This window comes from Woeseia oceani (assembly GCF_001677435.1).
Lineage (GTDB): Bacteria > Pseudomonadota > Gammaproteobacteria > Steroidobacterales > Woeseiaceae > Woeseia > Woeseia oceani.
This window is the reverse complement of the sequence record NZ_CP016268.1, coordinates 42,124-57,813: the sequence shown is the minus strand read 5'-3', so window position 1 is coordinate 57,813 and position 15,690 is coordinate 42,124. Positions and strand designations below refer to the sequence as shown.

The following is a 15,690-nucleotide window of genomic DNA, read 5'->3' as shown; positions in this document are numbered from 1 at the left end:
CTGCCGCTACGATCAGGGTATCTGCGACCAGAGGCAACCGAACCCGGTTCGATGCGCTCGCCGACCGGCAGACCTGTCGGGGAAGCCATCGCCACTGCGGAGGTAATCGCGTCTAAACAGCAGCATCTGCCTGATCTACAATCGGCTGGTCATTTCTAGTCTGGAGAAGAAGAATAATGGACAGAAAATTTTTGATGACGGCCATGGGTTACGGAATTCTGGGGCTTATTCTGGGTATTTACATGGCAGCGAGCGAGAACCATGGTCAGATGGTGACGCATACACACATTATGCTGCTCGGCTTCGTAGTGTCGTTTTTCTACGCCGCCGTGCACAAACTGTGGTTACCCGGAAACACGGCAAAAATGGCGAAAACGCAATTCCTGTTGCATCAGCTTGGAACGGCCGGCCTGGTTGCAGGTCTGTATCTTCTTTACGGCCGGTATATGCCCGCTGCCACCATCGGGCCGGTACTGGGTGTTTTCTCGGTAATAGCCTTCGCGGGCTTCGTGCTGATGAAAATCATGGTGATCAAGGCAGCGAAAACGTAAGAGGTGCGCCATGCTTGCTGCCGGTGTGCAGAACACCGGCTGGCATACATTTGCAACGGCGCACAGCCGGTTATTGAGCACACCATTGCCGGGCCGTTTTCAATCGTGGTAGGTGGCCGGTTGTTCGCCAATGTTTTCTTTGAATTGCTAGAATAGCGTGCCTACAACCCGTTGGAGCAGGTATGGAAACCAGATTGTTGATTATGACCGTGGCGCTTGGAAAGCTGATGCTTGTTGGTCAGCAGGTCGGTGCCGAAGTGCCGGTAGCGGACACAATGGTAAAGGAACTCGATGCGTGCACCTTGCTTGCACCCGCGGAGATTGCCCAGGTAGTCGGTCGCCCTGTCGAACGTGACTTTCGCAATGACCTGGGTTTGCAGGCGGACGGTTCTTACTCTTCAACCTGCGTCTGGATCATCGAACAGGCAGACGGCGTGGAACTCAATCCACGAGCGCCACTCGGCGGCAGAAGTTTCGTGATCCTCAACGCCACGCAGTGGCCCGCCGGCAGCGGGCTCGCGAGTGGTTTTCTGCAGGATTTTCGCGATGCAGCAGACAACGGCGAAATACCCTCCGCACCGACCCCGAAAGAGTTTGGCGACGAAGCGCTCTGGTGGGGCGATGGCCTGGCCGTGCGCAGTGGCGACATCAGCCTCGGCGTGTCAGTGGTGATTGCCGGTGCCAAGTCCAGACCACGGATCGTCTATGAAGAGCAGTTGGCACCGTACATAATGCAGCACGTTGCAAGTCAGACGGCTGACTAGGCAAAGGCTTTATTGGTCGAACCGCTTCGGCGTGCGGCTCACGATTGGTTGGCACACGGCGGTTGGAAATAAGAAGGGGGCGTGACGTCAACCGTCACGCCCCCTTTTTCATCTCGCCCGTAACTGATCGCCCGCAATAGTGGGGCGCCCGCTGTCAACGCCTAGCGGGGAGCCTCGAGGCCGGCCACCCGGGTGTCGTCATCCGGGTGGTCGATATGCGCTTGCACGAATGACACATGCACGGCCGTGGAAATCGCCGTGTTCTTGCCGGTTTCCGGGTCCGGATACGCGTCTGCCAGACGGCGGGCCGCGCGGTGCAGCGACGATGCTGAGAGCTGGCCGTAGCTCTGATGATGGGTTGCCCAGTTCGTGTTGAGCTGATGACTGAACGAATTCACATCAAGATAGCCAGCCCAGAGTCCATCCGCAGTCTTGTCTGTCAAATCCAGTCTAAGCTGCAGATCGCGGACTACGTAAACGCCGGTACTGACGCCTGGCTGTGACCAGGGGATGGTGATCGACTCAACGGGATCCGTGGTTAGCACCCCGTCGACGATCTTGCCTTTGAACTGCTCAATGAATCTCTGGCCCCAACGCGTATCTACCTGCTGGGTGGCGCCAGCAATAAAGGCCGTGCCGGTACCGTCGCGGGTCAACTCGTCCAGGCCACGATAGGTCGTCACCGTAACGTCGTCATCATTGCTGAGATCATCTACATTGGTCAGCTCGATCAGCCAGCGGTTGTAGGCATTCCGGTACATATCGTCAGTCGCGAAGAACCAGATAACGCCGTCTGTACGGTAGGCATTGATACAACCCATCGCACGGTACATCTGATTGTCGACGCCTTCCTCGCCTTCCGGGTTGGTAAAGTCTTCCGGGCCTACTTCGCCATCCAGGTTCAGCCCGTAAGCTGTTGGGCCTTGTGCATCGAAAAACGGTAACGGCGTTTCATCCGTGGTATGGAAGGCCAGACCTTCCCGCATGAGCCGGGTCTCCAGCTCGGTGTACGTCTTGCCACTGTCCTCCGGAAACAGCATGGCGTATTCCTCGCGCGGCCCGGTATTGAAGCCTTGCGGACACTCGACCTCGCCACGTTCAGACTCGTGGATTGCCCATACCCTTTTTGTCAGGACGTAGCCTATCCGGCCGTCTTTAGGTGCTTGCGCCAACGCTGCGCTGCTTGCCGCCAGCAGGCCGAATGCCAGCGTACCCAGGAGCAAAGGGGACACGTTTGCTTGCCGTCCCGTTGCATTTGTCGACTTCTTGTTCATAGGTGACCTCGTCACTGCCGGCGATCCCGTTGCCAGGATCATCGGCGAAAGTTGTTGCGCTGAAAAATGTCTCGGAGAACGAAAGCCTTGAATCCATTTCGCTTCCCGGTGAATTCTCCGTAGCCGTCACCGAGGGTCATGCCAGGTCGGCTCTCGTCGCCACTGTAGGTATAGACCGGCCGGTCACGGTAGGCCCAGACGTGGATTGCGGTTTGCCCGGCACTGGCGCGATGGCCGGTATCAGGGTCGATGGCCATAACACTCCAGAGTCGGCTGACACTTTTGGCATCGGGTGCTGCGGGTACGTAAGGGAAGTTCTTGCGGCAAACCGCCTGATCGCCTGCACCGCATATCGCCAGGCGGTATGCCTGGGTTGAATCGGGGTTGTCGCAGGCGAGCTGCGCAAGCGAATCATCGCGGCAGTTGTACAAATAGATAGGACGGCCTTTCGAGTCCGCCAGCACCTGGCCACCCGCCTCGACATCCTGCACGGTGAAACCCTCGGGCGGCGGCAGGTCACGCTGCGTATAGACGTTGTGCCAGCCCTCGATGTCAGCACCCCAGAAACTCTGGGTCCGTCGATCGTGGTTATAGGTGTACAGCGGCTTGCCCCGGAATGCCCACTGATTGATGCCCGGTGAGCGTTCAACGACAGTCCAGCCATAGCGCTCAACAACGTTCTGCGGCGCCGGTACGGGCGTCCAGGTCAGCAGACAGTCAGCGTGGCAGTTCGATGTATTGGGTGCGTCACCGTCCCAGGTGTAAACCGAGTACTTGTCTTTGTTGACGAGCAACCGCCCGGTGGACGACTGAATAACTTCAAAGTCAGGCGGGATTCCGGGTGACGGCCCTACGGGCACACGCACGACACCGCCATCGTTGGAGCTAGACATTTTCGTGCCGCCGTTAACGTCGCCCGGCTGTTTGTCGAGAACCGAGGTGTACAACGGGTAGCCACCATAGGCCCATTGCGGTACACCGTCCTGACGCTCGATGATGGTCCAGCCGCCAACTTCCTCGGCACCTTCCGACGGAATCACGGGAGGCCATACTTCGGTGCAACTCGGGCGGGTATCAAGATCAGGCAGCAACAGATCGGCCGGATACGGACTCATCATACCCGCCGAGGTTTTCAGTACTTCGTTAGTGCAATTGGACGGCTTCTCTTCCCGGTCCCCGGTGGCGCCATTGCGTAATGCCCGCAACGGCCACTTGTACAGTGTCCGCCCCTCGGCATCGGCGAATACCGGCCCTTCAAACTGGCTGACGATAACCTGGAATCCCGGCGGCATCGGTTCTTCAATGTAGGGCTCACGATCAGGGCTGTCCGGAGACTGCCAATACTTGAAGGCCTCCGGATTGTCCGGACTGATGATAGCCGCTTCGGCTTCAGTTACGCCGGGAGCGCCGGAGAGCAGCGCGGTTGTCGCAAGTATGGCAAGTGAGACTTTAGATAGAACCCTGAGCTGGTTCGCCGGTGTCCGCATAACTTCGTATTCCTGTCTGGCTTAACATCAATGCCCGCAACGCCGTGGATGGAACCCGCTCCGCGCAGCGCTAGCAAAACCGTTCGTTACATTTACACGAGAACTTCGTTGAACACTTCGGAGGTCTGATTGCTCAACGTGCCCCACGACGGTACATCCACGCCCATCAGTCGCAATGCGGTATAACCGACAACGGTTGGAGACGCGCCCTTCAGGTCGATATGCAGTCCGGACTTCAGCTTGCCACCCGCGCGACCCGCGGTGAATACCGGCATGTCATCGACAGCATGAGTTCGCGCATTGCCGACGTCCGTCGTAGCGTAGATGAGGACATTGTCGAGCAAGGTGCCGTCACCCTCTTTGACCTTGGTAAAGGCCTCAACGAAGTCTGCCCAGGATTCCATGGTGCGCCGGGTAAACCAGGATGAATTGGGCTGGTAACCGAGGTCCGGATCGATCGGGTCTTCGTGCGTGCAGGTGTGGTACGGCTGCGGGAAGCCCGGCTTGACCAATGCAGAGAACGCGGCAGAAAACGCCATGTTGAAGACCCGGGTCTGATCACAGGCGACAGCCATGACCATGAGCTCGGTCATCATGCGATGCCGCAGCTGCACGGTTGCCACTTCTTTGTTCATGGGTGGGTCGACAGGTGCCTGTCCGGGAGCGATGCAGCTGGCAATAGGCTCCGGCTTGGTCAGGCGCTGGGCAAACTGATTCTCAAGCTGGCGCAACCCGGTGAAGTACTGATCGATGCGTTGACGGTCTTCCGAACCCACGGTTTTTAACAATGTCTGGGTTTGATCCATGACACCGGAGAGAACGCTCTTGCGGACCATGACGCGCGGATCCGGCGTGAAGCTGGGCGCATTCGGGTCCTGGAAATCCGGCCCGAAAAGGCGCGTATAGAATTTCAATGGCGACCATTCCGCAGGGTTTGGTGTGACCTTGTTGACGTAGCTGTAGGTATTGGTGACGTCACCCGTTGCCGTCGCCGTCAACGACATGTAGCGCGTCGTTTTGCCAATGCGATTGGCAATGGTGGTGTCGATGGTTTCACTCGGTATGCCGCCCGAAGGCGCAATGCCGCATCGGCCGACGACCCAACCTGTGAAGTGGTTGTTGTTCGGAGACGCGTCCATGTGGGCCGTCGTGTTCGAGTAAAAGTTGATGTGATCGCGAACTCGCGCCCACGAAGCGATTTCCTCGGGCAAGTCGTAATCGGCACCGATTTTCTTCGGCACCATAATGCTTGAGGTGCCACCGAGTCCGTAGCCCCAGGTACCGAACCGCACCGGCATCGGTGCTCCGGCTGCGAGCGCCGTGCCACTGTCATTCAAAAAGCAATCCAGCAATGGTAGTGCAACGGTTACGGCACCACCGCTCAGCATTCCTTTTAAGGCTTTACGCCTGGTCAACTTTTTCACGTTTATCTCCTGGCCTGCAATCGGCAATACGTTGCGGGTGCACGGTGTTACTAACCGCCGCTGGCAGCAAGCGTTTCTTCGATAATTGGCGAGAGGGTGGCTGTATGGCCTTCGTCATTCTGCCCGGCAGGTGGCGAAGCTTGAGGTTCGTTAATTTTTGCGAAGGCGTCGCTAAGCACAATGGATCTGAGCAAATCGCGCAGCTGGTAGCCTTCCGCCTTGAATGCTTCAGTCATGTGTTCCAGGTAGGCGCGATCCTGTTGTTGTACCGGTCCGCCCGTGCCATAGGCGAAAACCCGCTGCACCAGGCAGCCCGGCAAACCCGGGTTGTCACGCAGCGCATGTGCCAGACCAATGGCATCACTGTATTCAACGCCGTCCAGCGAGCCGGTCGTATCGATGGGCACGCCGTTCTCTGTGGTGCGATAGCGACCTTCACCGTCGAAGCTCTCCAGCGTTAAACCAATGGGATCCATGATCCTGTGGCAGCCGGCGCAACTGGGTGTCTCAAGATGGGCATTCACGCGATCGCGCTGCGTCGGGTAGTGCGAGTCCGGGTTATTGATTACCGAAAAATCCACGCTCGCCGGTGCGGCCGGGACAACCTGGCACAACAGCAGCTCGCGCAATGCCATGCCGCGCAGGGTCGGTGAGCTGCGCCCGGGGTGTGAATGCAGCGACAAGAAACTGACTTGTGTCAACAGGCCGGCTCGCGGGCTGTCCGCTGGCAGGGTATACGGCACCCAGCCCGGGCCAGCAGGCATGTCGAACTGAATGGCCAGCTCGCGGGTCATGAAGGTATCGCGGGTCGTGAACAGGTCACGATAATCTTTGTTTTCGGTCAACAGGTGATTGATGACGGTCCGCAGGGTTTGCTCCTGCGCCGCCGCTGCGGTCACCCCCGTGAAATTCGGATAGATAGTTGGGTCTTTGGCGAGCGTCTGAAAGTCGCTGAAGTGGAACATGTCGCCGAAGAACGCCCGCATGCCGGCGACGAGTCTCGGGCTGGCCAGCATTCGATCAACCTCGCGGGCAAGTCCGCTTTCCGTCTGCAACTCGCCGCTTTCAGCGGCATCGAGCAGCTCGGCGTCCGGCGCCGCATCCCACAAAAAGTAACTCAGCCTGGATGCGAGCGAGTATGCATCGAGACGCAGTTGCCCGGGATTATCGGGGTCGGCCTCGGCATGCTCGACCACGAACAGCACTTCCGGACTGAGTAACAGGGCTTCCAGGGCAATCTCAAGACCCTCGTAGAAATCCTCCAGCTTGTCGGCACCCATCCCGGCGTTGTCGACCAGGGTGTTAAGTTCCGTGTCGGTCAACGGACGACGAACCAACAGTCGACCGGTTTGTGACAGAAATTCGGTGGCACAGGCCTCGTCGGCAGACTTCGGGTTTGCCGGTTTGCACGGCAGCAAGAACTCGCGGTGCGTAGGACCGACGACCTGGGCAGCTACTGTCGTACCTGCCGCCTGAAACTGTTCGAGCTGAGAACTGCTTACGCCGGCAATCGCTGCGCCATTGGCCAGGAGACCTTCCTTGCGTTCAAACGGAGGAAACTCAACTTGCAGGTCGATACTGGAGCCAAACACGTAGCGCAGGGTGTTGAAGTACTGAGCAGTGGAAACGAGTGAAGCACGCGGTGGCGTTCCAGCGCTTTCCGGTTCCGGTTCGGAGCCGGAACAGCCGGCGAGAATAAAAGCCGATAGCAGACTGACTGCACTACCGCGCAACCATGCTTTCACCGAGCACTGTGAGTCCGGTTTGGAACTTCGCTTTAACAGAAGCGCAAGAGCGTTTTCCGTCGGTACCATGTGGTTCACCTGTAGAGCCGCCTATGGCCTTGGATGCTATCAGTTCCCCTATCCGATATCGCCGCTTCGATCTTGATAAAAAGTTATGAACTATGACTCGTATTTACTAACAGCCTGATTTTCCTGAGTTTCACGCTCTGTTCCGCACGGCATTTGGCGGCCGGCAATCCCGATCCGGGCAAGCAACTCGTGACCAGCGCTGAAGACTTGCAACGCTTGTGCAGAGCCGTTTTCAGCCATGTTGGTGGTGTTGTGCTACAGCCCGGCAACCGGCATTTGTCGACGAAAAATTTTGCAATCCCGACGCAAGCTCTCGGGAAAAACCCGGCAGTCGAAGACAACTGAACGACTCTTCTCAGTCTCCAGGTGCATGTGTAGACTCTTCACAAACAAATTCCACAAATCGAATTCGTATGTTGCAAGGCCGAACGGATACCGTTGTTCGTCCTGAGCATACAGCATGCCAGCCTAACGCTAGAGTCCGCCGCCAGACGTATCGAGTCACTGGGGCCGATTAACGATGTAGCCATAGTTCGCGGCCAACCCCGTGCCGATTTTGACCTGGAGATAAGTGTTTATGAGTATCGTAAGAAAATTCGTTGTATCCGTGAGCATTTGTTGTTGCATGGCTTTTGCGTTTACAGCGAACGCGGAACGGAAGATCGATCCACGTTCAGCGGATGGCGTTGCGTGCAAGAAAAACCGGTATAACTGCAACGAGACACCCAATCCTTTGCCCAGAGTCGACACCGTCTGGATTGAAGAGATGACCTGGATGGATGTGCGGGATGCCATGGCCGCTGGCAAGAAGACGATTATCATCCCGACCGGCGGAGTGGAGCCGAACGGACCATGGACCGCTCTTGGAAAACACAATTACATCCTGCAATCGACTTGCGACGCGATTGCGCGGAAGCTGGGCAACGCATTATGTGCGCCGGTGATCAAGTTCGTTCCGGAAGGCGACATAGAAACCAAGTCGGGTCACATGGACACGGTTGGTACGATCAGCGTTGAACAGAGCACGTTCGAAGCCCTGGTGACCGACACGGTGCGCAGTATGAAGGCTCACGGTTTCGAACATATCGTGCTTATCAGTGACAACGGCGGGAGCGTCGGTCCTGGGTTGAAATCCGTTGCGGATTCGTTGAACACGGCATGGGGATCGAAAACTGTTCTGTACATTCCGGAGTACTACCGGAGCTGGGGCCCCGTAGAAGACCTGCTCGTTGCGGAAGGTGTGCAGAAGCCAGGCGTCAGTGACGGGGTGCACGATGACGCCACTGTGGCGATGATCATGATGGTGACAGACCCTGATACCGTACGCTGGAAAGAACGGGTGAGTGCCGGCCTTGCCACCATAGACGGGGTTTCCATTGCCGACAAAGACCAGACCGTGGCGTGGGGCAAAAGGCTGATCGACTACCGGGCCACAGCAACGGTCGAAGCGATCAGTCAGGCGATTGCACAAGACGCACGCTAAGCGCGCGGTTACCTGATGGCATAACGAAACAGCGGCGAACCGGAGAGTACAGGAACGGTATCCCACCGTACTTCTGGCTCTCGCAAACGGTTCGCCAGCATTCTGCACGAATGCTACTCGCAACGGGTTTTCGCTGACAGAAGCCGATCGTCCGCTGCTGTCAGCGAACATCGCCAGCCTCGCCCGCAAGCGCTGAAACGCGCTTCTGAACCGGCCAACATGTTTGCAGCCGCGGCGCTCGAAAAGGCCGGCGTGTTGTGCGGGTTGACAGCGTTTGTTCGCGGACGCTGGCGTAAACCCATCGACCTACCCCACCACTACTGTGTAGCTGTGGCTTGAGCACGCCCTGCGTGTGGCCCGGAGACGTGCCGGCGCGGATCGATGCTGAAGTATGCCCGGCCTCTCGCGGCAGGCGCCGGAACGCCACCACGGCTCGCCCTGTCCCGCGCATTGGAACGCCACCACTTGTGGAACTTACTCCGCGCGAAGCCGGCATGCGGGCTGGCTACATGGGCGCTGCAGGCATTGCACTACGGGCCTGCAATAGTTCGCAAGCGCGCCTCAAGAGGAGATCATTGGTGTTTGCTTGTGGCGGGCTGACACGCACACCAGGCAAAGCCTGAAAGCGCTTGGCGCGCAATCCTGCCTTGCGCAGCACGCGGTACGCGGTAACAGGCAGCAGCTCGATAACCCCGTAGCTGGGGCCGGCGCACTCAATTCAGGCGTTGGAACAGGCGGGTTGCCAATCAGCGTGACGGGTATTGCCAAAGGGCGTTGCGCTCTCGACGGCGCATAAGGTCACAGTGTGTGTTGGGCAAACGATGAAGCAGCTATGCCAAGGCAAATGCGAGGGTGGTGGCAGTACAAATACTGGCCACCACCCCCTCATGCAAACGCGGGCTCTATCCGGGCTTAAAACTCAACCCGGAAGCCACCCTGGAATACGCGGCCAAGGTAGTCATAGAGCGCGTGATTCACCGGTGAGTAGAAAAAGCCGTCAGAGCCGGGATCTGCCGCTACAACGGTCGGATCAGTATCAAGAACGTTGCGAATGTTCAGGAACAGATCAACCTCACTATCACCGAACGGTACTTTGTAACTGAATGCCGCATCGAAGAAGAACTGACTGGCGATGCCATTGTCACTCGTCGTCCGGTGCGCTGCCGTTGATGGTGGGCAGAACGAATTACATTCGATGTACCGGTTGTCATAAACACCGCTGCTGATGCCACGCGCCGAAACCGAAATCATCATCGGCTCTGTGGCATAAGACAGGCTCGCATTCAGACGCCAGTTCGGCGGCTCACTACCGCTGTTCTCACCTGCGGTTTCCCGGATTACTCCGCTACCGTCGTTGGTGGTTCTTTCAAGGTAACGTGACATGAGGACACGCGCTTGCAGGTTACCGTCCAGTATCGGCAGGTTGTAGGAGGCTTCAATGTCGTAGCCCTTTGCCGTTTCCTCGACGTAGTTAAACGGTGAACGTCTGACCTCGGTAATGTCCTGAGTGCCGGGAACGAAGTCAATCGCATCACAGAAGCGCTGGTTGCCGAGGAAGCATCGATCGAGCGTTTCCTGCAAGGACAGCGTATCGATTGAATCTTCGATTTCCACCGCCCAGTAGTCGAAGGACAGGCTGAATTCCGGCATGAAGTTCGGCTGGAGAACAATACCTACGCCGGTCGCATCGGCCAGTTCCGGCACGAGGTTCGGGTTACCGGTACGGGGTGCAGGAATCAGGATCAGCGGATCGCCGGTGAACGGGTTGATGCCCGAAACAATGCCGCCGCCGCCTTCGCTGATCAGCTCGGCCAGGTTGGGGGCTCGGGCATCTCGCGACTGCGTGGCGCGGAACCGTACGCCTTCCACCGGCTGGTAGGTGGCGCCAACTTTCCACGTCGTCAGATTGCCGGAGGTGCTGTAATCCGTTACCCGGACGGCGCCATTGAGATCCAGTGAGTCGGCCCACGAGACATCACGAAGGACCGGCACAACCGTTTCCATATAGATCTCGGTCGAATCAATGCTGCCGTTGGCAACACCGTAGCCGCCGATGTACCAGTCACGATCGCGTGAGTACGGATCATTCTCGCCTTCGACGGAGTCCTTTTTGTAAGCGAGTCCGGCTGCTACTGAGATCGGGCCTGCCGCGACGGAGAACGGTTCGCCAGAAACTGTGAATGCAGCCGCGTCCTGAGTGATCTCTTGCTTGCGGAACGCTCTGACGCCTGCACCTTCAATGAAATCAACTGCCGCTTGCGTGTTTACGCCGATACCCATTGGGTTGTATGGCGCACAACCGTTGGTCGGATCGGTAAGGGTGGAGCGACAAACGATTTCGTTGGTCACAGGATCGCGAACTGCATCCAGTGCAAGGGCGACATTGGGCATGTAATGCGCGTGGTCGGCAATTTCCGTGTGCTTGGAAACACCTTTCGTGTAATACGCGTCCCAGCTCCAGTTGGAACCAAAGGCATCAAACAGACCATTGGCACCCAGTACCAAACGATTTACTTCGTGCTCGCCATCGGTGCCGATAATTCCAAGGTCGGGATGCTGGGTACCCAGCCGGAACTCCGTTATGCCTTGCGCCGCCATTTCGGTGGCAACACTTGCTGGAATAAACGGGTTATCGTCCTGGATCGTTATGCAGCCGTTACACTCGAGCGAGTAAGCCCAGTTGTAAGTCTTGCTGTAGTCGGAGCTTAGCTCTGCATAGACTTCAAGATTATCGTTGATCTGATAATTGGCGTGCGTGAATAAATTGCGATTCTCCGCCTCTGGAGCCAAAGTCTGACCAGCTCTTGTGCCGCGCACATCAGCCTTCTTCCAGTCGCCACCGCGCATGTCCGGGTCGAAAACCAGATCACCGTACACGAACTGATAAGGCGTGCCGCCGTCCCCGAATGCCGTACCGCGGAGCGCCGTGTTCGTGATGATGCCGCCTGCGATACCGTTGCTGGTCGCGACCTGATCAAGAAGGATACGCTCTGGCTGACCGTTGGTTGGCGTGTAGTTCGGGTTGTACATGAACTGCCAGCCCTTCAGGTTCCAGGGGCGGTCGTTGATCGCAATACCGTCAGCCGTTTTGTAAGCAACGTTCGCTACGACATGCCCGCGACCGCCAGCGAAATCCATGCCGCCGGTCAGTGATGCACCGATGTTTTCACGGTCGCCGTAACCCGTTGCGCCACCTGACACACTGCCTTTGAGGCCTGTGTATTCTTTGTCGAGGATGAAGTTAACCACACCGCCAACAGCGTCAGAGCCGTATACAGCAGATGCACCACCGGTCGCTACTTCGACTCGTTTTACCAGGTTCTGCGGGATGTTGTTGACGTCAATGGTGCCTTCCATGACAGAAGGAACAACGCGCCTGCCGTCGAGAAGTACCAGCGTCCGGTTCGTACCCAGACTGCGGAGGTTCAGGATGTTCATTGCCGCAGTACCAGAACTCGCGTTCTGGATACTTGAGCCCGGCGTGTAACTACCTGCAAATACTGGAAGCGTATTCACGGCTTCGGCAATGTTCTCCGAGCCAAATGAGTTCAGCGTTTCGTCACTCATTATGGATACAGGCGTCGGATCTTCGTAGCCGTCAACACGGGAAATACGTGTGCCGGTTACGGTGATTTGTTCTATTGCTCTGTCTTCTGCTGCCGATTGATCGTCGCTGGTGTCGGCTGACTGCGCGTAGCTCAGTCGTGGTCCGGTTAGCGATGCCGCAGCTAACAGTAAGAACACTTTGCTAATTGTTTTTAGCTGAGTGTCAGGCCTGGAACTTTGCTCTTTTTTTGCCACGAGCTGTTCAATGGCATGCATTCGAATCATCTTAATTTTCCCCACTATCAAGTGAATAATCCGAGCACGGATAGCTGCTCGAACCCCCTTCCCCTTATTCTCGATTTCTGTCGCTTAAAATCTGTGGCCCACCATATGCGCGACTTGCGAGCCGATTTCATAGAATGATTCTTTCGCAACCCTGAATTGCGTATTTGCTACTTCACTGAGCGGCAGAGATAGTTCGGCCTCTGTCATACGCCCGGTAACCAGTCGTGCGAGATCGCGGCCAAATGAAGTGCCAGCGCCTATACCGCGGCCGTTGTAGCCACTGATGGAAATGATGTTTTGCTCCAGGCGATGAAAGCGCGGCAATGAATCAGGCGTCATCCCGATCCAGCCGTACCACTCATGTTCAAATTCAACATCGCTCAGCTGCGGAAATAATTTCGAAAGCGCCCGTCGCGCCCAATTGCGATGGATCTGCTTGCCGGTACCGCGCAGCGCACCGACGCTGCCGAAAATCAATCGGCCCTCAGCATCAAGGCGCATCGACGAAAGTACGGCGGACGTATTCCAGAGACCCTGACGCTCAGGAAGTATTGATGCGAGCAGGGAGTCACTGAGGCGCCGGGTTGCCACATTGAAGTACGGCAAGCGGACAAGCTCTGTTTGCAACGCCTGCGAGAAGCCATTCGAATACGTATTCGTGGCGACAATGACCCGGGAGGCAGTGACGCTGCCGCGGCTGGTCTTGATCTTCCAGCCGCCCGGTGCCGGCTCTGCCGAAACGACAGGACTGGAAGTATGCACAGTCGCACCACCGGCTATGGCAGCTCGAGCCAGCGCGCGCGCGTAGGCAAGCGGCTGGATGGTGCCGGCCCGCCGATCGAGCAATGCGCCACTGTAGGTACCAGTACCGACCTTTTCCCGGGTACTCTTCGCGTCCAGCAGCTCGACAGAAGCGCCCAACGATCTCCACTGACGAGCCCGTTCGGTAACTTCCCTGAGGCCGCTTTGGCCAACCGCACAATGCAGCGTGCCATTGTTAAGCGCTTCGCATGCCATGCCGTATTTTTCGACCAGCTCGAAAACCATCGCTGGTGCGTCGCTCAGTTGATCGATAAGCCGTCGACCGAGGGTGTCACCGAGTGTGTTGCAAAGGTCGAAAGGCTTGATCCACATTCCGGCGTTGACCAGGCCGACGTTACGACCCGAGCCACCGAAGCCGATCTCTCCTGCCTCAAGCACCACTGCGTGCTGCTTGTCTTCCGCAAGATGCAGTGCCGCTGACAGCCCGGTGAAGCCGGCACCGATAATGACGACGTCAGCTGTAATGTTGTCAGTGAGAACCTCAGTCGGGGGGACCGGGGGAGCGGAGACTTCCCAAAGGCCGTGCGTCCTGGGGTCATTCTGCATTGCTAATTGCTCCGATGATTGCGGGACATCGAAGGACCGCGATAAACGCGGGAAACTCTTCCGCTTAGCATCTGCGCCGATTGACGTTTACGCATTGCACGCACATAAGACCGAGACCGGTTGCCGTTCGCGCACTTCCTGATTGATGAACACATGGCAAGCACTGCAAGAAACCGGGTCTGCGTAACAGCCGAACGGTCGCGGAATTCATTTGACCGGGTCTGGCCAGATGCGATGTTGGTTAGCCTTGACGTCACACTGCCTCCGCAGTCAATACGAGAATAGTTGCCATGGTCTCCTCGCTGAATTTGTTTGAGCTAAATCGCATGACCGCAGAGTGTCGTGGTTAACGCTGATGATTAAAAACGAGGTTTCGGCAACATGTAGTTCAAAATTGTAATGACCAGTGCCCAATGCCCCGGTTAATAATGCTCTGCAAGATGAAGTGGGCATGAACGTTCGACACTGGCCGTAATTGTTCGCGACAAGTGGGAAAGCCAGCGCCTGTTAAGAATTGCGGGCCTTGAGTACAGGACTGATGACAACGGCATCGTCTGTCGCCTGTTGTTATGTTTTGTGCGTGAACGTGATGGTGGAATTTGGTTATCCTGTTGACAGACCAACGCGACGCCGAAGTTCAGTAGCGCGATAACGGCCAGTTTGAGTGGGTGTTTCTGCTTTCCACACTCACACTTGATCCACCAATGGCGCACAAATACGCAGGAACTATTTCTGAATGTTGACGTTTAACGCACAAGCTGTTGCTCAATCTTTACCGTATGATTTACTCATCGACGCGCTGGAGGATGCATTTCGCAGCGATATTGACGTCCCGGACCGGGCGCATCATCAGATTAAAGTCCCGGATGAGGCAGACGGCACGCTGCTACTGATGCCGGCCTGGCGCACAGGTAACGCGCTGGGCATCAAGATCGCTACGGTTTTTCCGGGCAATATGAAAAAGAGCTTGCCGTCAGTGAATGCCAGCTACCTGTTGCTGGACGGAACTACCGGCCAACCTGTTGCGATACTGGACGGCGCGGAGTTGACCTTGCGACGCACTGCCGCTGCGTCGGCGCTGGCTTCGCGGTATTTGTCGCGAGCCGATGCATCGACATTGTTGATGGTCGGTACCGGCAAGTTGGCACCCCACCTTATTAGGGCCCACGCCACCGTGCGCCCACTTGAGCGAGTAATGATCTGGGGCCGCAGGCCGGACGCCGCTCGTGCCGTGGCAGACAGCCTGGCGAATGAACGGTATTCAGTAACGGTCGTAGAAGACATTCAGCCCGCGGTCAAAGAGGCCGACATTATCTCCTGTGCGACACTGGCATCCGAACCTTTGATTGAGGGTTCCGGCTTGCGTGGCGGTCAGCACGTGGATCTGGTTGGCTCGTTCACGCCCGAGATGTGCGAGGCGGATGACGCAGCAATGTCATTGGCGGACGTTTATGTCGACACTTATGCGGGCGCGCTCGTCGAAGCCGGTGAGATCGTCAAAGCGATGAAGAGCGGCGCACTGGATAGAGCCGATATCGTGGGCGACCTGTTCGCACTCACGCGCGGCACCTGTGACCAGCGGCGTTCGCCGGATGCGACGACCTTGTTCAAATCGGTCGGCTCGGCACTCGAAGACCTGGCCGCGGCCGAACTTGCGGTCAGGCAGTCCAATCACCACAACTGAATCGACGATG

Annotated in this window: 10 protein-coding genes; 4 read left to right on the top strand and 6 right to left on the bottom strand. The window is 57.2% G+C overall.

Annotation, left to right across the window (positions count from 1 at the left end; translation table 11 throughout):
* The first annotated feature begins 176 nt into the window (after nucleotides 1-176).
* Nucleotides 177-551, top strand: coding sequence for a TonB-dependent receptor (locus BA177_RS00240; protein WP_068611669.1), 375 nt, complete (start codon nucleotides 177-179; stop codon nucleotides 549-551).
* A 182-nt stretch (nucleotides 552-733) separates the two neighbouring features.
* Nucleotides 734-1,315 carry a hypothetical protein gene (locus tag BA177_RS00235; RefSeq protein ID WP_082989721.1) on the top strand — a complete coding sequence of 194 codons (582 nt, stop codon included), beginning with the start codon at nucleotides 734-736 and terminating at the stop codon, nucleotides 1,313-1,315.
* A 161-nt stretch (nucleotides 1,316-1,476) separates the two neighbouring features.
* Here BA177_RS00235 and BA177_RS00230 read toward each other — a convergent pair whose 3' ends face one another.
* From BA177_RS00230 to BA177_RS00215, 4 genes are all read right to left on the bottom strand, one after another.
* Entirely contained in the window at nucleotides 1,477-2,547 is a 1,071-nt protein-coding gene (locus tag BA177_RS00230) for a hypothetical protein (protein WP_197493240.1), read from the bottom strand.
* 80 nt (nucleotides 2,548-2,627) lie between these two features.
* Entirely contained in the window at nucleotides 2,628-4,076 is a 1,449-nt protein-coding gene (locus tag BA177_RS00225; protein WP_082989720.1) for a hypothetical protein, read from the bottom strand.
* Between the two features lie 92 nt (nucleotides 4,077-4,168).
* Nucleotides 4,169-5,500: a DUF1552 domain-containing protein gene (locus BA177_RS00220; RefSeq protein WP_197493239.1), complete on the bottom strand. Its 1,332-nt coding sequence runs from the start codon at nucleotides 5,498-5,500 to the stop codon at nucleotides 4,169-4,171.
* 50 nt (nucleotides 5,501-5,550) lie between these two features.
* Nucleotides 5,551-7,245 (bottom strand): DUF1592 domain-containing protein, encoded by a 1,695-nt coding sequence (locus tag BA177_RS00215; protein WP_197493238.1) that lies wholly within the window; start codon nucleotides 7,243-7,245, stop codon nucleotides 5,551-5,553.
* A gap of 694 nt (nucleotides 7,246-7,939) precedes the next feature.
* Between BA177_RS00215 and BA177_RS00205 the strand changes: the two genes are divergently transcribed.
* On the top strand, nucleotides 7,940-8,797 hold the full coding sequence (locus BA177_RS00205; RefSeq protein WP_068611663.1) for a creatininase family protein: 858 nt from the start codon (nucleotides 7,940-7,942) through the stop codon (nucleotides 8,795-8,797).
* A gap of 912 nt (nucleotides 8,798-9,709) precedes the next feature.
* On the opposite strand, the gene BA177_RS00200 is transcribed toward BA177_RS00205, so the two are convergent.
* Both BA177_RS00200 and BA177_RS00195 read right to left on the bottom strand, forming a co-directional pair.
* Nucleotides 9,710-12,628, bottom strand: a complete 2,919-nt coding sequence (locus BA177_RS00200; protein WP_197493237.1) for a TonB-dependent receptor plug domain-containing protein — start codon at nucleotides 12,626-12,628, stop codon at nucleotides 9,710-9,712.
* An 84-nt stretch (nucleotides 12,629-12,712) separates the two neighbouring features.
* Nucleotides 12,713-13,996 (bottom strand): NAD(P)/FAD-dependent oxidoreductase, encoded by a 1,284-nt coding sequence (locus BA177_RS00195; protein WP_068611661.1) that lies wholly within the window; start codon nucleotides 13,994-13,996, stop codon nucleotides 12,713-12,715.
* A gap of 736 nt (nucleotides 13,997-14,732) precedes the next feature.
* Between BA177_RS00195 and lhpI the strand changes: the two genes are divergently transcribed.
* Nucleotides 14,733-15,680, top strand: coding sequence for a bifunctional Delta(1)-pyrroline-2-carboxylate/Delta(1)-piperideine-2-carboxylate reductase (gene lhpI / locus BA177_RS00190; protein ID WP_068611659.1), 948 nt, complete (start codon nucleotides 14,733-14,735; stop codon nucleotides 15,678-15,680).
* The last annotated feature ends 10 nt before the right edge of the window (nucleotides 15,681-15,690 follow it).